The organism is Paenibacillus endophyticus, assembly GCF_014192395.1.
Lineage (GTDB): Bacteria > Bacillota > Bacilli > Paenibacillales > Paenibacillaceae > Pristimantibacillus > Pristimantibacillus endophyticus.
This window is the reverse complement of the sequence record NZ_JACHXW010000001.1, coordinates 411,629-432,085: the sequence shown is the minus strand read 5'-3', so window position 1 is coordinate 432,085 and position 20,457 is coordinate 411,629. Positions and strand designations below refer to the sequence as shown.

At 51.3% G+C, this 20,457-nt stretch carries 16 protein-coding genes; 2 read left to right on the top strand and 14 right to left on the bottom strand.

Going from position 1 to position 20,457, the window contains the following annotated elements:
• Positions 1–134: 134 nt before the first annotated feature.
• The 10 genes from FHS16_RS01880 to FHS16_RS01835 form a co-directional block, all read right to left on the bottom strand.
• Positions 135–1,118 carry a carbohydrate ABC transporter permease gene (locus FHS16_RS01880; RefSeq protein ID WP_183558079.1) on the bottom strand — a complete coding sequence of 328 codons (984 nt, stop codon included), beginning with the start codon at positions 1,116–1,118 and terminating at the stop codon, positions 135–137.
• A complete protein-coding gene (locus FHS16_RS01875) occupies positions 1,115–2,008 on the bottom strand; it encodes a carbohydrate ABC transporter permease (RefSeq protein WP_246431532.1) in 894 nt (297 codons plus the stop codon). The genes FHS16_RS01880 and FHS16_RS01875 overlap by 4 nt, the downstream gene beginning before the upstream one ends.
• Entirely contained in the window at positions 2,008–4,236 is a 2,229-nt protein-coding gene (locus tag FHS16_RS01870) for a DUF5696 domain-containing protein (protein ID WP_183558076.1), read from the bottom strand. The genes FHS16_RS01875 and FHS16_RS01870 overlap by 1 nt, the downstream gene beginning before the upstream one ends.
• Positions 4,229–6,244 (bottom strand): YIP1 family protein, encoded by a 2,016-nt coding sequence (locus FHS16_RS01865; protein WP_183558073.1) that lies wholly within the window; start codon positions 6,242–6,244, stop codon positions 4,229–4,231. The genes FHS16_RS01870 and FHS16_RS01865 overlap by 8 nt, the downstream gene beginning before the upstream one ends.
• 27 nt (positions 6,245–6,271) lie before the next feature.
• Positions 6,272–7,129, bottom strand: coding sequence for a carbohydrate ABC transporter permease (locus FHS16_RS01860; RefSeq protein ID WP_183558071.1), 858 nt, complete (start codon positions 7,127–7,129; stop codon positions 6,272–6,274).
• Positions 7,130–7,132: 3 nt separating this feature from the next.
• Positions 7,133–8,107 carry a carbohydrate ABC transporter permease gene (locus tag FHS16_RS01855; RefSeq protein ID WP_183558069.1) on the bottom strand — a complete coding sequence of 325 codons (975 nt, stop codon included), beginning with the start codon at positions 8,105–8,107 and terminating at the stop codon, positions 7,133–7,135.
• Positions 8,104–11,070, bottom strand: a complete 2,967-nt coding sequence (locus FHS16_RS01850) for an extracellular solute-binding protein (protein WP_183558066.1) — start codon at positions 11,068–11,070, stop codon at positions 8,104–8,106. Before FHS16_RS01850 ends, FHS16_RS01855 begins: the two co-directional genes overlap by 4 nt.
• Positions 11,067–12,197, bottom strand: coding sequence for an ABC transporter ATP-binding protein (locus tag FHS16_RS01845; protein ID WP_183558063.1), 1,131 nt, complete (start codon positions 12,195–12,197; stop codon positions 11,067–11,069). Before FHS16_RS01845 ends, FHS16_RS01850 begins: the two co-directional genes overlap by 4 nt.
• A 277-nt stretch (positions 12,198–12,474) precedes the next feature.
• Positions 12,475–13,329 (bottom strand): NAD-dependent epimerase/dehydratase family protein, encoded by an 855-nt coding sequence (locus FHS16_RS01840; RefSeq protein ID WP_183558060.1) that lies wholly within the window; start codon positions 13,327–13,329, stop codon positions 12,475–12,477.
• A gap of 31 nt (positions 13,330–13,360) precedes the next feature.
• Positions 13,361–14,584 (bottom strand): enolase C-terminal domain-like protein, encoded by a 1,224-nt coding sequence (locus FHS16_RS01835; protein WP_183558057.1) that lies wholly within the window; start codon positions 14,582–14,584, stop codon positions 13,361–13,363.
• Positions 14,585–14,848: 264 nt separating this feature from the next.
• Here FHS16_RS01835 and FHS16_RS01830 point away from each other — a divergent pair, with 264 nt between their 5' ends.
• Positions 14,849–15,088 carry a thioredoxin family protein gene (locus FHS16_RS01830; protein ID WP_183558054.1) on the top strand — a complete coding sequence of 80 codons (240 nt, stop codon included), beginning with the start codon at positions 14,849–14,851 and terminating at the stop codon, positions 15,086–15,088.
• 99 nt (positions 15,089–15,187) lie between these two features.
• On the opposite strand, the gene FHS16_RS01825 is transcribed toward FHS16_RS01830, so the two are convergent.
• Positions 15,188–16,078: a LysR family transcriptional regulator gene (locus FHS16_RS01825; RefSeq protein ID WP_183558051.1), complete on the bottom strand. Its 891-nt coding sequence runs from the start codon at positions 16,076–16,078 to the stop codon at positions 15,188–15,190.
• 113 nt (positions 16,079–16,191) lie between these two features.
• On the opposite strand from FHS16_RS01825, the gene FHS16_RS01820 reads away from it, so the two are divergent.
• Positions 16,192–16,890: an MOSC domain-containing protein gene (locus FHS16_RS01820; RefSeq protein ID WP_183558048.1), complete on the top strand. Its 699-nt coding sequence runs from the start codon at positions 16,192–16,194 to the stop codon at positions 16,888–16,890.
• 13 nt (positions 16,891–16,903) lie between these two features.
• Here the strand turns inward: FHS16_RS01820 and FHS16_RS01815 are convergent, their stop codons facing one another.
• Genes FHS16_RS01815 through FHS16_RS01805 form a run of 3 tightly spaced genes read right to left on the bottom strand, consistent with a single transcriptional unit; the run spans position 16,904 to position 20,355 of the window.
• Positions 16,904–17,962 carry a Ger(x)C family spore germination protein gene (locus FHS16_RS01815; protein ID WP_183558045.1) on the bottom strand — a complete coding sequence of 353 codons (1,059 nt, stop codon included), beginning with the start codon at positions 17,960–17,962 and terminating at the stop codon, positions 16,904–16,906.
• On the bottom strand, positions 17,949–19,028 hold the full coding sequence (locus tag FHS16_RS01810; RefSeq protein ID WP_183558042.1) for a GerAB/ArcD/ProY family transporter: 1,080 nt from the start codon (positions 19,026–19,028) through the stop codon (positions 17,949–17,951). Before FHS16_RS01810 ends, FHS16_RS01815 begins: the two co-directional genes overlap by 14 nt.
• Complete coding sequence (locus tag FHS16_RS01805) at positions 19,021–20,355, bottom strand: spore germination protein (protein ID WP_183558039.1); 1,335 nt, start codon at positions 20,353–20,355, stop codon at positions 19,021–19,023. The genes FHS16_RS01810 and FHS16_RS01805 overlap by 8 nt, the downstream gene beginning before the upstream one ends.
• Positions 20,356–20,457: the final 102 nt, after the last annotated feature.

The window sequence follows — 20,457 nt, the reverse complement described above, 5'->3', positions numbered from 1 at the left end:
GTTTTGTGTTCTGCTTTCGTAAGCGCTTACCGCTTCTCTGTCAAGCAAACGCTGCTCCATGAGCCTTCCCCTCGTGTTTCCATGCCGCTTCGAACCGATCTCCGCCGCATCACCTCCTCAACATTCCGCATTCCCTACTCGACAATGCCCGTTCTCTCAATTCCGCTTACGAACCAGCGCTGCAGAAACATGAATACGAGAATCGGCGGAAGAATAATGAAAAATGCAGCCGCCATTTTGGTGCTTTCCGTAATTGGATTCACAATGGTGCGCGTGTTGCCGAGCAGCGATGGATTAAGCACTTCCTCCAGCATGTCGAGGCGAATCGACAGCGGCGTAAAGCCTTTGCTCAGAAACATCGACGGCTCGTAATACATGTTCCAATACCAGATAAACGAGAAGAGAAAGACGACAAGGCAGGCCGATCTCGCAAGCGGAAGCATAATTCCAAAAAACAGTCTTGCCGTCGATGCGCCGTCGAGCTTCGCCGCTTCCTCCAGGCTTGGCGGCTGCGCCTTGAAAAACTGCCGGAAGATCAGAATGAATAGCGCCCCCTTCAGCCCTTGCCCGAATAAGGCTGGAATAAGAAAGACAAATAGTGAATTCAATAGCCCGAGCTTGCTGAAAATGACATATAGCGGAATGATAATGACCTGCGGCGGAATCAAAAAGGTCAAAATGATAAGCGCGGTGAAAAGTCCCTTGAACGGCAGAGCCAGCCTAGCCAGCGCGTAGCCCGTCATAGCGCAAATGATGACTTGCACGAGCGAGCAGGTAACCGAGATTAACGCCGTATTGCGAAGCGCCTCCGGATATTGCAGCCCTTTGAGCGCTTTCGAGATGTTCTCCCAGGTAATTTCACGCGGAATCCACTTCACGGTCGGATCGAGCAGATCGCTCATATTCTTGAACATCGTGCTGACCATGTACAGAATTGGCTGCAAATACAGGTAAGCAACGATGGACAGCAGCAAATAGATGACAAGCTTGGCGAGCAAGCCGTCGGAGAGGCTTCGGCCGAGCACAAGCATTTTCGTTTTTTGCGCCTTTCGGCTCCAAAGCACGCCTCTTAAGCTGCGGCTTGCCTTGGACAGTTCTGACTTCATTGCAGCAATCATGAATGCGCCCTCCTAGTCTTGAGGCTCCGGCTGAACAGCCATAATACGATGGCGATCAGCGCGAAAATAATGCCAAAATAAATCCACGCGAGCGCACTGGCGTAACCATAGCCGGTATCGACCTTAAACATATTGTCTTTGATGTGCTTCAAAACCGGATTAAGCGGGAAGGTGAACAGGTCGATAATCGTATACAGCACATTCAAGCTGATGAACGGTACGCATGCCGGCAGCGTTATTTTCCAAAAGCTGTCCCAAGGCGATGCGCCGTCGATGCGTACAGCCTCGTATATGGTCGGCGAAATCGTCTGAAAACCTGCGATAAAGATAAGAATTTGCACGCCTGAATACCACAGAATAAGAATTGCTTTGCCGAGAACAGCCATAACCGTTTCCGCGAATTGCTTGCCGACATACTCCTCAACCAGCGGCAGCAAATTGTACTGCTCGAGAAACGGAATATCGCCAGCGCCCTGCAGGAACAGCTCGGATAGCACCTGCCCTGTCGCGAAGATGACCGGCAAGAAAAACAATGCCCGATATATGAATCTGCCCGGAAACTTCTGGTTGAGCATCAAGGCGATCAGCAGCGCGAATATGACGATAATCGGTACCATCAGCAGCATTTCCTGGATATACGTTATCAGCTCTATCGGGAAAACATTATCCTTGAGAAACGCGTCGCGGTAATTGCGCATGCCGATCCATTCATATTTGAAGCCGCCGACGGCCACTTGGACTTTGTTGAAGGACATGAACAAGGACCAGCTGATCGGGATGAGCACGAACAGGGCAAACCCGATGATCCACGGCAGCATGAACAGCAGGCCCATGCCGTAGCCTTTCCACAGGTAGAGACGCGCAGCGCGTCCCTTCGCTTTTGCTTGCATTAGGCGCCCGCCCCCTTCTCCACCGTGAATGTGTTCGTACCGTAATCGACAACGACGCGCGTGCCGTCCTCATAAACCGTCGCGAATCTAGACTCCGAAAGCTTCTCATGATCTATGATCGTCTGTGAGAAAACAGGCGCAAGGGAATCGAAATCCGCATATTCCTTCAGAATACGTGACGTCCACTTCTCATATTTGCTGCTGAACAGGAAGCTCGCCGACGTGTACTTCAGCGTTCTGGAATCCTCATGGGTCAGAAAGAAGGAAGGTATCGCGCCGTACTCGATTGCTTTCAAAAACTCGGCCTCCACATCGTTTCGCAAATTTCCGTCGCCGAACGAATACGAAACATAGCCATGCAGCGCAATCGGGTAAAAGGGTACCGTCTCGTCAACCATGAAATCGTAGCTGGATTCCGATGGAAGCCCGGCAATATAGTCGGTCTGGCCGACTGTATAATCGTTGCCGCGGTATACGCCTGCCGAGCCCAGCGTCTTCTGCGCATAAGCGAGCAGACCGTCATACACAGCAATGGTATCCTCGCGGGTTGCAATGCCGGACGGGTCATAATCATGGAACACCATTTCGCCCAAATAATTGAACAGCATACCGGATACGCCTATTTTTTTCAGCTTCTCCATCGTCTGGTAAGCCATCGCAACGGTCCGTGCCGGCTTGCTGATGAACCAGCCTTCGTCGATAAACACTGTCTCATCAATGCCGCGGATGCCATTCGTCTTGCCGGATAAATCCGAGTTTTCCGAATCGATCCATACGAAGTCGTCCTCGAACAGCACATCGACGCCTTTTCCCTTCATCTCGGCCAAGAAATCCTTCGCTGCCGCTTCGCCGCCAAGTGATTCCTCGATCGGAAAACGGTCATACAAATCGTATTCCCCTTGGTTTTGCCAGCCGTAGTAGACGACCTTCATATTAGCGACGCCTTCCTCGCGAAGACCGTTGACGATGCGGGCCGCCTGCGCGAAGGTCGTTGCCGTCATATACTTGATTTTGCTAAAAGCTTCGGTATAGCTGCCTCCCATAATTTTCAGGTAGAGCGGCGTATGCTCCACTGGCTTCAGCTTTTCCTTCAGCTTGCCTGTTTCCGTCAAATAGTCGCGATAGGCTGTCGCCATGCCCACATAATCGGCATCCTCGCCGTTCAGGAATCGATATTCGATTTCCCTGTCCGTTTGCAGGCGCTGCTTTTGCACCGCTTTGAGCGGCGCCGCGAGCCTGCTCATCCGGTACAAATACTCCTCGCGGTAGATCTGATTGGTGTACACGTTGTATAGCCCCGATTTAAGTCCGGGCGGCATCGCGGCGATGTTCGCGGAATCGCCTCCCTTAGTCAGCACGGCCATAAAGGCATTGCTGCCCCGCTTCATGCCGAACACGGGATACGCGATGTTCTCCCGTCTCTCCCCCGAACGGCTCCAATTTCCGGAATTGGTCAATTCAAGGCCGTATACTTGATGGATATAACCTCTGGATACCCCGGCACGCTCACTATCGAAGCGAATCAGCCCGCCTGGGCCGTCCGGCACGAAGATATAACCCTCTTCCTCTGTGGTTGCTGCACCGAAATACGGGAGCAAGTCAACCGTAAAGACCGAATATTCCCCTTCTTCCTTAATGCCCTCGCTTGGAATACGAGCTTTCAGCCCCTGCGGCGTAAGCTCGTATTGAATCGTAAAGCCAAGCTGCTTTTCCGTGAACAGGTAAGAGACCTGCAGCCCGTTTTCGTTTCTGATCAGCGTCGTTTGAACCTTGGGATCGCCGGCGTTAAGCACCTCGCGAATCGTCTGGTCCTTCCCCTGCGTCCTAACGTAGGTGAGCACGAACGGCGATTTCAGATTGGCCAGCAATACCCCCTTAACCGTTTCACCGTTAAGCTGCTCCTCGGCAGGATTGCTGCTCCATCTATACCCGCTCCGTTTGTCTACCAAAGCAATCTGCGTGCTGGCAGGATGGATATAAAGCGCGAAATCATCGTTTTCCAGCGCTTCAGCGAAGCCGTCCGTTTCCGGCTCCGGCTTCCAGGCTTCCCCCTCATAGAGCGGAGATAACGTGGCTGAAGGCTCCTCGATTCCAGCAAGCTCCAGTGCCTTGGCAGGCGACAGCTCGTTGCTCTGAAAAAGGACGATAACCGTTACGATAAGAAGTAAAAGAAACACCGTTGCGGCAAGCTTTACCCGAAGGGAAGTGCGCTTGATGAGCTCAACCATAGAAGGTCACCTCCTTGTAAAGCTGATAGAAGAAATCGTATAAATTGTAAGACAGGCCAAACACGAGGAAAGCAAACAGCCATATCGTGCCGATTGTGAATACGGTAATCGCGATATTTTTGAGCGTCTCCAAAAAGTCGAAGTTATGGATAACCTGCGTCATCACGATCAGCATGACGCCCATCCATAGAAACATGACCGTATTCAGCGAATCAACGATAACCCGCTCGTCAAGCGTGACCAAATTGGATAGGATCAATGCCGGAATGGAGAAGAACAGATAAGGTGCGAGCGCATACGTGCTGCCTTGGATAACCTCCCTGAATTTCCCTTCCCCGTCCTTCACGCTGCAAACCAGATAATTGGCAATAATCCAGGTCAGCCAAGGAACCACGAACAAGCCAAGGCTTCCCCATATATTGATTTGCGACAGCTCTACGGGATGGAAGAGAAAGCCCGTAAGATAAATCGTTCCGACCTTCACAGCAATTACGGCCGCAAGAATGAAGGCAATGATCCAAGCAGATACTTTAGCTTCCTTCAGCTTGTAGAAGCCTTGATAGGGATGGAGCATGACGAACCATAAGTTCCGAATGTCGGCAAGCGGTCGCTGCCATGATTCAGGCAAGGGACGCCGCTTGAACTGTTTGCGGATAGCCTTAACGCCATACTTCAACAAGAGCAGAACCGCAGCGATAGCCGCTGCCAGCCCAATCAAGTGCTTTTGCAAATAATCCAGCCGAATTTCCCAGAAAGCCTTGGAGTAGCCTTTCGTATCGAATGCCGTCTTTAGGAAAGACAAAGCAGCCTCATGATTGTTATCATGCAGATAGACCTTGCCAAGCCCTTGAAAGACTCCATTGTACATATCGTTGCGGGCGTAGACGCGGTCCCAATAAGGCTCGCTTTGTTCGTATTTGCCTGCCAAATACAGCGTGAGTGCCTGCATCACGTCGCTCCCGAACTCGGTCCGAACAAATTTATGGATGGTTCCCGTACGGCTGTCGGATATCCATACGCCAAACTTGGAATCTACGCCAATGCTCGTCGGATATCCAAGTACGCCGTATTGCTGCGTTTCATTGTCGATGAAACCGAAGGCGAACAGCGCTTCCGCATTCTGGTCATAAATGTTCACGCGGCCTGAGTCCATATCCACGTTGTACAAGAAACCGTTCGAATCGCTAGCGACGTCAACGATGCCATGCCCATTAACGAGCGTTTTGTTCTTAAAAGCGTCAACGCCTCCTGCATTCAGCTTGCGGATAGCGCCTTGCCCGAAGCCTGCCGCCGTAGCCGTGAAGATGAATCCGTCTGAATCCAGTGCGACATTCGAAATGGGCCGAGGAAGGCTGGCAAGCTCTTTGGCGAGCTGTTCTTTGTTAAGAATGAGCTTCTTCAGCCAGTTCAACACCGTTTGCTGAGCCTTATTAGCGCCAAAATAGCCCATAAATTCACCTTCGCCATTCATCCGCAATAAGCCCTGATAGGAGGAATTCAAGCTGATATACATGACTCCGCGGCGGTCAACGACCAGCTTGACGGGTACGAAATGCTCCTGCTCCAGAAACGTCGACGCAGGCTTCTTGTAGTCGCGAACGAACTTGCCGTCTGCGCCGAATACGGCAATGCGCTGGTTCCCCGAGTCCGCTACGTAGATAAGGCCTTCCGGTGTTACGAATAGGCCTTCAGGCGCGCTAAGCATGCTCTCTCCCTCTTCAGCGCCGATGGAGAGCAGCAGCTCGCCTTCCGGACTCAGCACGGCGATCTTGTTCGCGCCTTTGTCCGCCACATAAACCTTGTCATCCGCTCCTACTTGCAGGTCAACCGGCTCAGAGAACCGCGGACCCTTCGTCTCCGCCGGCGCATATACCGGCTGAATGCGCAACCAAGCCGCTTGATTGCTGTCATAGTAGGAGGTCCGGTACGGGAGCTCCGCATAAATCGCTTCCGGCGCGGCAAGCATGCAGGTCGCCGCAAGAAGCAGGAATAGTAGAAATCTCTTCATCGTTACGACTTCCTTTGCTTAATGGAATTACTTGATGCCGGAATGAACCATCGTCTCGAGCACTCTTCGCTGGAAGAGCAGGAATATAATAAGGTTGGGCACGAACATGAGCAGTCCAGCGGCTGCGGCAACATTCTGGCCTGATACGCTGTTTTGAAGCCCGCTCAGCAAGCTGTTGACATAGAAGGCCAGCGTCCTCATCGTTTCCTCCTGCATGAACAGCGTGGAGGTTTCCACGTCGCCCCACACGCCTTGAAAAGTGAAAATGGAGATCGTCGCTATGGCTGGCGTGGACAACGGCAATACGATTTTTGCGAATATGCCGAAATGGCTTGCGCCATCAATCTTCGCTGCCTCCAGCAGCTCGCCTGGAATTTGGGATATAAAGCCGACCAGCATGAACACCGCGATCGGTGAAGCCAGTGCGGGCAGGATATGGCCGAAATACGTATTGTTAATGCCTAGCCCGCTTATGATCAAATACCGCGGTATACCGACCGTCTCCGGTGCGAACATCAAGGATAAAGTAATGAGCGCAAGGATCAGCTGTTTGAAATGGAACTGATATTTGGCTAGCACGTACCCCGCCATCGTGCTCACGATAATGACAGCGCCAAGCGTTAGCCCCGCAACGATAAGACTGTTGAACAAATACCGCGTGAACGGAACCGTGGCATTCGACGCATGGAGAATGAGCGATTCGAAATTGCGCATCGTCGGATTCTGAACGAGAAACTGCGGCGGGAACAGGAACAGCTCATTTTGCGGCTTGAACGCATGGTTGAGTATGAAGACGATCGGCAGTGACATGAATGCGGCAAGCGCGGTAAATACGGTCACGAGTATGACTTGAAACGGCGTTATGTTGCGAAATTTCCGAAGCATCGTTTACAGCTCCTCCTTTGATCCGAACAGCCGGTAAGCGAATCTCATGGCGAAATAGCTGAAGATAAGCAGCATAACCGAGACCGCGGATGCATAACCGAGCTCGAAACGGATAAAAGCGTAATCATCGATATGGTTGATGATCAAATGCCCAGAGTAAGAGGGCGTAATCGCCATCCCCGTAAGCTGGGTGGAAATGCCTCCTGCCTTCAGCGTGCCGACGATTGACATAACGGCGCTGAACAGCATCTGCGGCTTCATCGACGGGATCGTAATGTAGAACACTTCCTGCAGCCTGCTGGAAATGCCATCGATTCGCCCTGCCTCATACAGCTCGCGGTTCACCGTCTGAAGTCCGGCCAGCATGGCGAGAAAGCCGACGCTGAAGCTTACCCATAGCGACACAATGATCATAATGTTGAGCAAATATTTCGGGTCCTGCAGCCAAATGACCGGGCTGTCGATCCAGCCCATTCCGAGCAGGAAGTTGTTGAAATAACCGACGCGGTCGCCGCTGAAGGCAGCGATCCAGACGACCGACAAAGCAACTCCTCCCGCCATCGAAGGGGCATAGAAGGCAAGCGTGTAGTAATCGCGAATGCGGATCGGCAGCTGGTGAATGAGCCATGCGAACACAAAAGCCAGAATATAGCCGCCGGGTCCAACGATCAGCGCGAACAGAAACGTATTCGGAATGGCCTTCGTCAGGAAAATGATATCCTGCGTGAACAAGCTGATATAATTGGCTAGCCCGATAAAGTGCAGCGAGCCGAATCCGTCATAAGACGTAAAGCCGAGCGTCGCTGCCATAATGACCGGAATGACGATGAAGAGCAGGAAACAAATGAGGAACGGCGCAAGAAACAAATAAACAAAGGCATCGCGCCGCATCTCACGCCAGAACCGATTCCATTTGGCCCGTATCGCCGTCGCTTTTGACTTCGGCCTCTCTAGGCTGGGAGCAAGCTGCGTATTCATTTCTGCGGTTCCTCCCATTCGTAAGGTTTCGTAATTTGCGGGATATGAAGATCATCGCCGGCCTTAATGCCGAAGTTGCCCTGCCTCCGGTCCATTTCCCGCTGCAGCGACAGCTGCGCCTGCTCCAGAGATTCCTGCGCCGGAATTCCCTCCATTACGGTTCGGTTCCATGCAAATTCCATCTCGCGCGTCAGGAAGTAATAGCCGGGTACGTAAGGCATGTTTTTCGCCCACCTTGCCTGCTCCTGAAGCGCTGCCAAGTCCTCGCTCGGCCAGGTTAGCGCTCTCATCGCATCGGTATTGGCCGTGTTCCATCGGAACTCGATGCCATAAAACGATTCGATGTCCTTCGCATATTGGGACTGTACATTCTCGGATGTCCACCACTCAAGGAAGGCCCATGCATCGTCCTTCCGTTCGCTTTTCTTCATCATCATCGCTGCGGAGATGCCCTGCGGCGACCAGCGCGCCACTTCGCCGTCGCTCTGCTTCATGCCCGGAAGCGGCGCGATCTTCCAATGCCCCGTAATTTCCGGAGCTGCAACGAGCAGCTGCACGTACGTATTGAAGTCCGAGATGCCGATCGGGATATCGCCGTCGCGGAAATGCTGGAAAAACGCCGGAATATCGATGGGCAGATTATATTTGCGGTAAAGCTCGGTCCAGCGGTTGAACGCCTGCTGTCCGGCATCGCTGGAAAGCGTTCCCTTGAGTCCATCCGGCGTATAAGCCTCTGCCCCGTTCTGGAAATATAGAGTGGAGTAGTCGCTTTTCGGATAGTTCATGGTCATTCCGTTTTCCTGAAGCGTCGGCAAGATGTCGAATACATCCTCCCACGTATCCGGCGCCTTTAAATGCAGGCCCTCCAATATATCGGTCCGATAAAAAAGCATTTGGAAGTTTTGCACTTCCGGCAGACCATATATGCCTCCGTCATAGCTAAGCGAGCGGCTTACTCCAGGAATAAACCGATCAAACACTGCTTCGAAACCGGGAAATCCGGATAGCTCCTGCGCGGCATCCCTCATGGCAAAGTCGGCTGGCGTCGATTCACCCACGCCAAGTGCAAGATCCGGCACATCCCCGGCTGCATTGCCGAGTATGAGCATATTGGGATTCGTCATCAGGTTAATATTGACTTCAATCCCCGTTCGCGGCGTGAAGTCCTGATCGACCATCTCGCGCAGCAGCTCCACGTAATCGCGACCGCGCTGCACCCAAATGGTGAGCGCCTCTTTGCGGTTATGCTTGCGTGTATCGTAATCCATGTAGAAGGAGCGTCCGAAATCGGCAATCGAATAAGGGATGCGGGACAGCGTGCTTGCCGTCTTAAGGCCCGTCTCCGCTTCCGGCGTACGCACAACGATGTAATCCAGCAGCAGCGGCTGCTGCGTCAGCGTCGCCATCCAAGTTCCGATATTATTCTGAATCGTAGAGAAGTCATTGATTTTGTTCGGAATTTCGTTGACATCCTCGAGCATTTCCTCAAGGATGGCGACGGAGCCCTTAATCGCTTCCGCCAAATCGGAATCCTTTTTGTTCAATCCGTTTATATAATTGCGGATATCGGTGAGCTGGGTCACAATGCCTGTCATCTTCTGTTCGACATCCGGTTCAAGCCTGCGCATATCCCATGTCCGCGTTGAATCGGTATTGGCATCAAAGCCCGATTTGCTGTAATTGCCCGTCAACAGCCGGATATGGCGGTCGAATGCGGCAAGCTGGCCCAGCGTCTCCTTCAGCGCCAGATAGACCGGCTGGACCATCGAGGAATCGACTGTCATGCGAAGCGTGTGCGATCCCTTTTCGAGATAAAAGCGAAATGGCGTCCCTTCCTCGCTCGCAAGCGTTCCGATTACGAATTCTTTTTCTGTCGGAATGCCGTAATGAAGCAGCTCTTTGAAAGGTGTTTTTCCGTCGATCGAGATCGTCCGGTATGCCTCGAAGCCGTTTCGATAGTTTTGGAACGTTTTGAGGTCCAATTCATACCAGCCGTCGCCTGGCACATTGAGCTCCCATTCGACCCATTCTCCCGGCAGCCGCCATCTTTGCCCGCCAAGCACGTTATAGGTAATCCGTCCCTTTGGGTCAGGCGAAATGTACGGCTCCGACCAAAAATCCGTCTGGATGGCCAAGCTAGACTTCTGCTTGAACTGCTCCGCTTCAATAACGCTGGACCAGCCTGCTTGCCCTGTACCCGCTGCCTGCGTTTCTTCGTTTGGATGTAAGCGCTTGTAGGTTTCGTAATCCGGTATGCCTTCCTTCGGCTTGAAAGTGATCGCTCGTAGGGCAACCGGCTCTCTCACGCCAACCAGCCGCAAGCGATGCTCGCCCTGCTCCAGGCGATAGAGCAGCGGCTCCGATGACGCGGATAGTACGCTTGCCGCCTTCATGCTCCACCCTTCCAGCTCTTGCTGAGGCGGTCTAATTTGCTGGCCGATTTCATTGCGGTCATACGGGAATTTCGAATCCTTCCACAGCCGTTCCAGCTCGATGCGACCAGATTCGACGAACGGATATTGCCCGTCAATCTGGACGCCGCGTACGACGGAGGCATTCCCTCCCGCAAGCGGCTTGTAATCGAAATGCAGCTCATACCAGCCGGACTTAGGCGCCTGGAAAGCCCATTCGATCCAGCCCTGCTCATTCTCCCATCGGATAGCTCCCTGCTCCTCGGCATCCTTATGGAGAACCGCCTCGTCCGCCGCCGCTGCAAACTCCGCCGCTTCGATCGCAATCGGTTCCAAGGCTTCATCGACCGCTGCTGCATCCGGCTGCTCCAGCATCAGCTTCGCGTAAGGCAGCTCCTCCGGCTTGCTCTCGAAGGATAACAGCTTCTCCGTGCTGACGGAGGTTGCATGCAGGACCGGCTCGCCTGCCGTTATCCAGCGCAAGCCTGCGAATAAGAGCGCTAGAGCCAGAGTCAAACGAAGCAAGGTGCTCAGCATCCTCATCCTCTTCATGCTTCCGTTCCTCCAGCAGCCAACGATACTCCGGTTTCCTCATCGAAAAAGTGAACCTTGTTCATGTTGAAGCCGATGACCAGCTTTTCTTCCTTCTCATACACGGTCTCGGGCTCCGTTCTCCCGATCACGGTCTTCTCGCCAACCTTGACATACACATAGGAGTCTGCGCCTGTTACTTCTGTCATCTCGACCAAGCAGCGCGAGAACGCATCTTCCTGCATTCCCTGCTCCTCGCGCTTCAGCTGCACATGCTCCGGGCGTACGCCCATCACGCAATTGCGAAGCGAGCCCGGCTTTGCTGTGAAATGTCGATAATACCGTTCAGGAACAAGCAGCTTCAGCCGTTTGTTCAGGAAATAATAGCTTCCTTCCTCCCGCACGAGACTGCCTTCCAAAAAATTCATTTGCGGGGAGCCGATAAATCCGGCTACAAACAGGTTGGCGGGCTCATCGTAGAGCTGGCGCGGCGGTGCAACCTGCTGGATGACGCCGTCCTTCATGACGACAATCCGCGTCCCCATCGTCATCGCTTCCACCTGGTCATGCGTCACGTAAACCATCGTCCGCTTCAGGTCGCTTTGAAGCTTGATAATCTCTGCACGGGTTTGGGCGCGCAGCTTGGCATCGAGGTTGGACAGCGGCTCATCCATGAGAAACACCTGCGGTTCCCTGGCAATGGCGCGTCCAAGCGCCACGCGCTGCTTTTGCCCGCCTGACAGCTGGCTTGGCTTGCGCTCCAGCAGATGGGAAATCTCTAATATTTTGGCGACGCGATTTACTCGCAGCTCGATTTCATGCTTCGCCGTTTTGCGGAGCTTAAGCCCGAGCGCGATATTCTCGTATACGGTCAGATTGGGATAAAGGGCATAATTCTGAAATACCATCGCAATGTCCCGATCTTTAGGCGAGACGTAATTCACGAACTTCTCATCAATGTACAAGTCGCCTTCGGTTATTTCCTCTAGGCCCGCGAGCATTCTTAGTGTTGTCGATTTGCCGCAGCCGGACGGACCGACGAGCACCAGAAACTCTCCTTCCTCAATCGAAAGGTGGAAATCGTTGACCGCCGGACGCGACTCCCCTTTATAGTGCTTGTAGACATGGCTGAACGTAATGCTTCCCACCCACACTCACCTCTCGTTACTTTTTTCTTCCTCTTGCTACCACTAATGTTAACGCATCGCGCTTGCGGCAAATATGAGGCGATATTTTCTTTTACAGTCAAAATTTAGCCTGTAAAGGTTAATTGTCATGATCTTGCGCCCGTTTTAAGTAAGCGCTTACGTATTAGCTTGATTTGCATTTGCAACCTATCATAAATAACGATCACGACCACGTTGCTCCTCCAAGCACAAAAAAAGAGGAAAAGGCAGTCTTGCTTGCCATCTCCTCCTATTGCTTCTAAACCTGCTGACTTGGTTCTGCGGTATCTGCCCAAGAATGCTTGGGACGCCAGCCGAGCACGTCCTGCGCCAATCGATTGCTCACAATGGCGGTCCGCCCCTCAAAGGAGCTGCGAAGATCCGCAACCTCTGGATAAAATTTCTCTAGCAGCCGCAAAGTTTCCCAGTCGCTAAGCGTATCGCTGCTCGTAATATTGAGGCTGATCGCCCCGCGGTCCTCGACTTGCAATGCCGCGATACATGCGCTTACAGCATCACGTATATCGATATAGCTCCACATAATATTTTTAAACGCTTCCGGCTTCCTGACCGAAAGATGCTTGTAATCGTCAGGCTTCGTTATCATGGAGAAGCGAAGCGAGATCGTCTGCAGCCCGTTTCTGCGGTCGAACATCTCAGCGGTCAGCTCGTTCACTACCTTGGATAAACCGTAGCATTCCTGCGGCTGCTGGGGGTGTTCCTCATCGAGCGGCAAATAATCGGGATCGAAGGGCTGCGGAGCCCAAGCAAAGCCATAGGAGGATTCGCTTGAGCCCATGACGACCTTGCGAATGCCGAGAATCGAAGCCGCTTCCAAAATATGATAGCCCGCAATCGTATTGTTCGCGAAGATATACGGGGTAGTGTGAAAGAGCGGCGCGGGAATAGCCGCCAAATGAATGATGGCATCCGCACCATGAAGCGCAGCCACGACCTGCCCGAAATCGCTCATCTCTACCTTTACCTGCTTGCAGCGCAGCTCATTCGATCGCTGGTTGTCCAAAGACACAACCTGATAGCCCTGCTGCTGCAGCGATTGAATAACCGCGAACCCAAGCTTTCCGCTTCCACCCGTTACTGCAATCGTCTTCATGCTGAATAACCCCTCCGTATGTCGCTTATAGTTACGGACGTACCAAAGTGCCGTCCGCCTTGCGGTCTAGATGATAAGGATTATGATAGGCTGACCGGTTCCAGTCTTCGCCGACGAGCAGCCGTGCTTTCAGCTCATCCAGCTCTATGCCAAGTCCCGGCTTGTTGGAAGGATACAAGTAACCGCCTTTCCTTACGACATGCCCTTCGAAGGCATCCAGCTCCTCCGGCTTGAAGTGGTTGACCTCTTGGATTCCGAAATTCCAGATCGCCATATCCAAATGCACGGCGGCTGCTTGATTGACCGGATCGTTCTCCCCGCCTTCCTGCCAGGCTGTCCGTACGCCAAAAGCTTCGCATAGCGCAGCAATCTTACGGCACGCACTGATGCCGCCAGCCTTGGAGACGCGGACTCGGATGAAGTCAATGAGCCGCTCCTTAACTAGCTCTGTCCACTCCTGCGGATTAACGAACAGCTCGCCTACCGCCTGCGGCGTCGCGCTTTGCTGACGCAACTGCCGGTACCAGCCGATCTGCTCGGGAGCCAGCGCGTCCTCCAGAAAAAACAAGCCATACGGCTCGACGCGCTTTGCCAGCTGAATGGCATGAATCGGAGAGAGATGCTCATGCACGTCATGCGTGAATTGGATGCCCATCCCGAATGTTACCCGAAGCTGCTCGAACATAGCCGGAATGGCATTCAAATACGCATGCTCGTCAAAGACAGGGCCACTCGTCCATGGACGCTCGGGAAGATTCGCTTTGTCAGCGCCAATGAAGCCGCCTCCCCCGTAGCCGCCCATTTGAACGCGAATAACCGAATAACCTTCCTCCATATACCGCTGCACATCTTCCTTCAGCTCGCTGATATCCGAACCTCCAGCATGCCCGTAACAGGCAACAGCAGCACGGCTGGCTCCCCCCAGCAGCTGATAGATCGGCAATCCCGCTTCCTTGCCTTTAATATCCCATAAAGCCATATCGATGCCGCCGATTGCAGTATGCAGAATCGCACCGTTCCTCCAATAGCCGCTCATATACATCGTCTGCCATAAATCCTCAATATTAGCTGCGTCCTTGCCGATCAGCAGCGGCGCCAGCAATTGCTCGATAACCTGTACCACGGCCTCGGGATTGTAAACATCGGAAGCTGATCCGATCCCATATAGTCCGTCTTGGTCCGTCTGAACCTTCACGATCGTCCAAGTGCCGTTTTTACGCGTGCGTATGCAGGAAATTCCCGTTATTTTCGCCATGCCCTCACCATCCCTTTTTTGTATCACGTATAGTGTAAGCGAATGATGAAGCGTTCCAAATGAGGCATCCTTAAACTTTCTGTCCTATTATTAGCCATTACGTTACAAAGTCAGCTTCGCCTTCTCCCTCTCCTTGCGAATGATAGGCTCAGCCTATCGTTATCATACGATATTAGGAATTGTTGTCGCTTTTGCATCGCTATATAATCAGACATGTAGCAGCGCTGCAACAACATACACACAAACAAAAGGAGAGGTTCTATTATGTCAAAAGCAACTTTTTATCACGCAGGATGTCCCGTTTGCATCGAAGCCGAGCAAACCTTTCTCAGCTACTTGGATGTGAATAAAGTTCAGCCTGAAATCGTTCATCTAGGCACGCAGCCGGATCGCATCCGCGAAGCGGAGGTAGCAGGCGTTAAATCCGTGCCCGCAGTCGTCATTGATGGCATCGTATACCATATCAACTTCGGTGCTAGCATGGAGGACGTTAAAAAAGGCTAATCGCAGCATAGGCGAGCCTGATGACCATCTTTTAGCTGCATAGCTTGCTTAACATATAAACGGCAGCCTCGGACCGATAACGTCCTTGGCTGCCACTGTTTATATCGCTGCGATCGCTGTAGATGAGATCTGTTCCATAAACACCTTGCTCGCTGTGCATAAATATTTGTTGCGCCGGTGAGCAATTCCGATCTTTACCGTCATTGACGGCTCCGCGAGGGGAATCGTTCGGATAGCGTTTTGGTTCAGCTGGTTCAAATAGGAGGAGGGCAGAATAGCCGCTCCCGCCCCTTCGCTCACCATGCTGATCAAGCTGTCAAACGTGTTCAGCTCCATGACGATTCGAGTTACCATATGATTTTGCCTGAATAGCTGGTCCAGGTACTGCCTAAGATAATAGGCTTGCTGCAGAGACACCATCGGAATGTCGGCAAGATCCTCCAGCTTCGCTTCCCGCAAGCTTGCCAGCGCATGTGCTTTGGGAACGACAAGGGCGAGCCTCTCTTCGTACAGATAGGTCATTTGCAGTTCTTCATGGGATACCGGATAATAAATGATGCCCAAATCCAGCTCATTATGCAGCAGCTTGTCGATAATTTCTCCATGACGAAGACCAGAGAGCACGAGTTCGACCTGCGGATAGCTGCGGTGGAAAGCCATAATGGCAGGCGGCAGCAAGCGGTTCATGACGGAATGCAGCGCGCCGATTTTCAACAATCCTCTTTTCAATCCTTGAAGCTCACCGATTGCCAAACGTGCCTGATCGAGCTCATGGAACAGATTATAGCAGTGCTTCAGAAGGATATGGCCGGCTTCGGTAATGACTGTTTTTTTGCCGATCCGATCAAATAAGGGCAACCCCATTTCATGCTCAAGAATGCGAATTTGCTGGCTCAGTGAAGGCTGCGAGATTCCCAGCTTCTCTGCGGCTCTTGTGAAATGCAATTCCTTGCATACGCCCATGAAATATTCTAATTGCTTCAAGTCCACGTCTCTCGTCAGCTCCCGATTGTTATTAAGATCTGGCATCTCGATTTTGACATGAACGATACTATGTTCGAGAGAAAAAATCAACCTATAACGTTATCGCAGGAGGGAATTCGATGCAATCAACGCTCGCCGATACAGCTGCCATTCTATCGTTAAATGTAGGCCAACCTATTGTCGTGGAGCATAAAAATAAAGATGTCCGGACAGCCATCTACAAACACCCCGTCCTTCACCATGCCTTTTTATCAAAGCTGAACTTCGAGGGGGACGGACAAGCGGATTTGGAGCATCATGGCGGTACGGACAAAGCAGTCTGCGTATATCCCATCGAGCATTATGCATATTGGGAGAGCGAGCTCGGAGCCCAGCTGAGCCCAGGAGCTTTTGGCGAGAATCTCACAACAAAGGGCATGCTTGAATCCCAATTATGCATAGGAGACATTTTCCGATTAGGCGATGCGATCGTCCAAGTGAGCCAGCCTAGGCAGCCCTGCTTCAAGCTTTCCATTAAATTTAATATGCCCACTCTCCCGCTTTTGGTTCAAACGACAGGTTTCACCGGTTATTATTTCCGCGTGCTTCAAGAAGGCTTCGTACCGAATCAAGCAGAGCTTACCTTAATCGAACGCCATCCAGACGCTTCCCTAACGGTATCATTCGCGAACCGCATCATGCACATGGACAAGCAAAATAACGAAGGCATTGATCAACTGCTTGCAAATTCCGCACTATCCGCAAGCTGGAGGAAAACATTCACAAAGCGCAAAGCTGGGCAGCTTACGGACAGCTCGGCCAGACTGAACGGCAAATGACAGGCATCCCGCATCAGCTTAGCTCGAGAAATCCCGTATTCTCAATAATTGTCTGCACTTGCAGGTCAAGCTTCAGCTTGGGATAAAACGCCGTACGCCAATCCTTCAGCTCTGATCGTGGAATTTTGCTGCGGAAGTATTGCCCTGTCCCTAGAATATCCGCTCCGCTGCCTTGAAGCCTAGCAAACATATGATTGAACTGATGAGTTAGTCCTTCGTTAAGCTCTTTCATGATCATGTCGCTTGTAGGATGCTCCTTCGTTTCCAATATAACGACCTTTAGCTTGAGCTTGCATCTGAGGATCGGAGTCTGGCCATCCATTTGACTATGCACCTCAAGCGAATTGCCGATCACAAGGACACTGGCGTGATGCATGACTTCTATTTTCCCTTGTGTACTCTCGCGTTGAAAAGCGTTAAAGAGCAGCGTCTCCTCCGAATTAATCTGACTGACCATTTTGCCTTTTCTAATAACGGCGGAGCCGATGTGCTGAACGACTGTGGTATCTCCAGATCGTATGATCGGAACCGCTACGTCGCGCGTATACGAGTGAATGCTGCGGTAAACCTCCCAAACCCTCGTTAGCGCAATTTGCGGGTTCCAGCCTGCGTTTTTTTCAAAAAAATCATACAATGTTGTCCCTTTGGGACCCATTTTCTTTTTGACCAAAGAAAAAAAATGGTCCATATCCTCATCGCAGATCGTCACAAGTGTCTTGGGGGAAACATCTCTGCCTCTCATAAAGTCGGAAATAGTATCCTCTAAGCCTGCTTCTGCATATTTTTTATCCAGCACGATGACTTTGACATGGAGCAAATCGACACGATCCTCCAGATTGGCGCTAATATCATCCACGGCATGATTAATCGTGCTGCCTTTTCCCTTCACGATTTTGATCTGCGTCGTGTTCTGCATCGGTTCGGGAATTTGCAAATAAATTAAGTATTCGCCGTCATGCTTGGATACGCCCATCACGACTGGCAATACGCGGTGGTTAATATCGATATTGTCCCAGCACCCGCTGAGAGTAATAACCATCATCGCAGCGGCCAGCAGCTTAAGCGCCCTCATCTTTAATCATCCTTTTAGCACGAATTCCGAGCAGCCAAATGGAGCATGGAATGCCAACCATCACAAAAAATCGCAGCATCGTGTTCCACATCACAAGCGATTGAATCTCATCCCAGTTTGTAATAAACAGGCAGCCTATGAAATTAGCAGCGGCAATCGCAATGACGAAATAACTAGGCTTTACCTTTGGCAAGCAGCGATGCAGAACCTGGCTGAGCTTCCATAGCACCATCGAAATAAACAGCATCGTGAAGGTGACTAAGCAAAGGAGCAAAAACATCGTAATCCGGTCAAACATCAGCCAGTTGATATGTATCGTGCTCATGAGCACAATAAAGGGAAATTTAAATGTCGAGGCTGTTGCTTGCCCGAACGTAAAGAGCGGGACGTACACCGCAATGAAATAAAAAGGGACTAGCGCGGCTACCGTCATTAATACATATTTGGGACGGTAAGCTACATAAGGCTGTATGAAGCCGAGAAACAGGAAGCTCCCAGCGAATGCGGCGAAGCTATGCCAATAGGGAGGCCTGGCCAGAAAAGAAAACTTTTCGTCCATGACCGGGAAGAAATAGCGGAAGTCCACGTTTTGAAACGAGATGCAGATCGTGAACAAAATGACTGGCAGAAACAATATAGCAAGTAAAACGCCCGTTCGAAAGATGGACTCGACGCCATTAAGCGCAATATAACCTGAAAGCGTGATGATAAGCGCCATAATCGCCCATAAAGGCGTGTTGGCAAGAAAGACGAGCGTAATCACCTCCGAGAAAGCCCGAATCGTGATGATATTGGTAATGAAAAGGAAGAAGACAAGCGGCAGAAGAAATAATACGGCCGCCCACTTTCCTACCGCACTATAAATGCTTATAATGTCTTGCTTCGGGAAATAACCAAGCCCTTTCATATAGAGCCAAACCATAACCAAGTTGAGCACGAGACCTATAACGATGGCTAACCAATGTCCCTCAGTCGTACTGGAAATGATATCTCCGGAGTAGAAGAAAAAGATAAACCCAAGCTGAGTCAAACCATACATCAAAACGACATGCAAGCTTTTATCCATTTCCCGATTCACCCTTATTCATGCTTATATTCAAATAGGAAATACCGAAGGTGCTCAAACTTGATAGATAAGCGCATATCAGCACCAGCCCCGCGAGCAAGCCCAGCACTCCATACATCGCGGACATAATGACGATTACATATTTAAATAAGCGAATGGCCAACGAGTTCTGAAAACCGACCACTGTCGAGTTCGATATCGTCGTAGCCGCCAAAATTATAATCAACAAATTGCTGACCAGCTTGGCCGTTACGACCGCTTGGCCGAGAATAATGCCTCCGACCATGGTGATGGTCGGTCCGATGCTTTTGGGCAATCTCGTGCTCGCTTCGATAATAAGCTCCAGGATGATAAGCATGAATATCATCTCCACGATAGCCGGATAAGGCACGCCTTCACGGCTTTGCGCAATCGTTAACGCCAGCTCGATCCGAAGCACCTCCGGATTTACCGCTACGAGCGCAACATAGAGTCCCGGTGCAATCAGCGTCGTAAGCACCCCGACTACGCGGAGAAGCCGGATAACGATCATGAGAGGGAGCGGGTAATTACGGTCATTTTCCAGCGAGAACATATCCCAGATCAGGTTAGGCAATATAAGACCGAACGGCATGCGGTCAATAAACAGGATGACCCTGCCCTTGATCAAGGCGCCTGCAACCTCTTCCGGCAATTCGGTCGTGTTGAATTTGGGAACGGATGACCATGCGGATAGTCCGAGTGCTTTCGTTAAGTTTTGCAAATTATTGATTTCTTTGTCGCTGCTGCTTTCGATTTGTTTAATGACTTTCGCCACCAGCTTGGAATCCGCATGGCTCTCATCATAAACGAGGGACAGCTTTTTATGGCACAAAGAGCCTGCCAAGAAGCTTCTCACCTTGACATGTCGAGAAACGATTTGTTTCCTAACCATACCGATATTGGTGTCGATATCCTCGATAAACGAGCTAATTGCCCCTTGAAGCACGTTCTCGTTCGTAGGCGATTCCACCGCGCGATTCAGCAGGCTCGGATAGGCTTCTGCCAAAACCAATATGCGCTCACTCTCAAAAAAGACAATTAATTTACCGTCCATGAACATCGTGATCGCTTCGCTCAGATCCATTTCCCTAACTTCTCCGATAGCCTCCATCATGGATGAAGCATCGTCTCGATCCGGTTTCCAATTGTCCATATTAGCGTGAAGCGCTTCTTTCGTTCTAGTCAAATCAATAAGCGAAATGAAACCCATTAAGATGACGCTGGCTCTGCCGATCTTCTCCTGCTGGAAAAAAAAATCGTCATTGTCGCCAAGTGAATCTCTTATTTCCTGTATGAATGAATCCATGCTCGCTTCTCCTTCTATGCCTATTATCCTCTTACGATTGTCCCCCTCTGCGTGCTTTATATACGCCAAAGAAGCGTTCCCTCGCGAAGGAACGCTTCTTTG

What these genes read in the sequence shown, in the direction of transcription:
- FHS16_RS01810 (WP_183558042.1), bottom strand. Translation starts at nt 19,028, where the DNA reads ATGGATAAAAGCTTGCATGTCGTTTTGATGTATGGTTTGACTCAGCTT.
- FHS16_RS01805 (WP_183558039.1), bottom strand. Translation starts at nt 20,355, where the DNA reads ATGGATTCATTCATACAGGAAATAAGAGATTCACTTGGCGACAATGAC.
- FHS16_RS01840 (WP_183558060.1), bottom strand. Translation starts at nt 13,329, where the DNA reads ATGAAGACGATTGCAGTAACGGGTGGAAGCGGAAAGCTTGGGTTCGCG.
- FHS16_RS01820 (WP_183558048.1), top strand. Translation starts at nt 16,192, where the DNA reads ATGCAATCAACGCTCGCCGATACAGCTGCCATTCTATCGTTAAATGTA.
- FHS16_RS01860 (WP_183558071.1), bottom strand. Translation starts at nt 7,129, where the DNA reads ATGCTTCGGAAATTTCGCAACATAACGCCGTTTCAAGTCATACTCGTG.
- FHS16_RS01870 (WP_183558076.1), bottom strand. Translation starts at nt 4,236, where the DNA reads ATGGTTGAGCTCATCAAGCGCACTTCCCTTCGGGTAAAGCTTGCCGCA.
- FHS16_RS01850 (WP_183558066.1), bottom strand. Translation starts at nt 11,070, where the DNA reads ATGAAGAGGATGAGGATGCTGAGCACCTTGCTTCGTTTGACTCTGGCT.
- FHS16_RS01815 (WP_183558045.1), bottom strand. Translation starts at nt 17,962, where the DNA reads ATGAGGGCGCTTAAGCTGCTGGCCGCTGCGATGATGGTTATTACTCTC.
- FHS16_RS01855 (WP_183558069.1), bottom strand. Translation starts at nt 8,107, where the DNA reads ATGAATACGCAGCTTGCTCCCAGCCTAGAGAGGCCGAAGTCAAAAGCG.
- FHS16_RS01880 (WP_183558079.1), bottom strand. Translation starts at nt 1,118, where the DNA reads ATGATTGCTGCAATGAAGTCAGAACTGTCCAAGGCAAGCCGCAGCTTA.
- FHS16_RS01830 (WP_183558054.1), top strand. Translation starts at nt 14,849, where the DNA reads ATGTCAAAAGCAACTTTTTATCACGCAGGATGTCCCGTTTGCATCGAA.
- FHS16_RS01835 (WP_183558057.1), bottom strand. Translation starts at nt 14,584, where the DNA reads ATGGCGAAAATAACGGGAATTTCCTGCATACGCACGCGTAAAAACGGC.
- FHS16_RS01865 (WP_183558073.1), bottom strand. Translation starts at nt 6,244, where the DNA reads ATGAAGAGATTTCTACTATTCCTGCTTCTTGCGGCGACCTGCATGCTT.
- FHS16_RS01875 (WP_246431532.1), bottom strand. Translation starts at nt 2,008, where the DNA reads ATGCAAGCAAAAGCGAAGGGACGCGCTGCGCGTCTCTACCTGTGGAAA.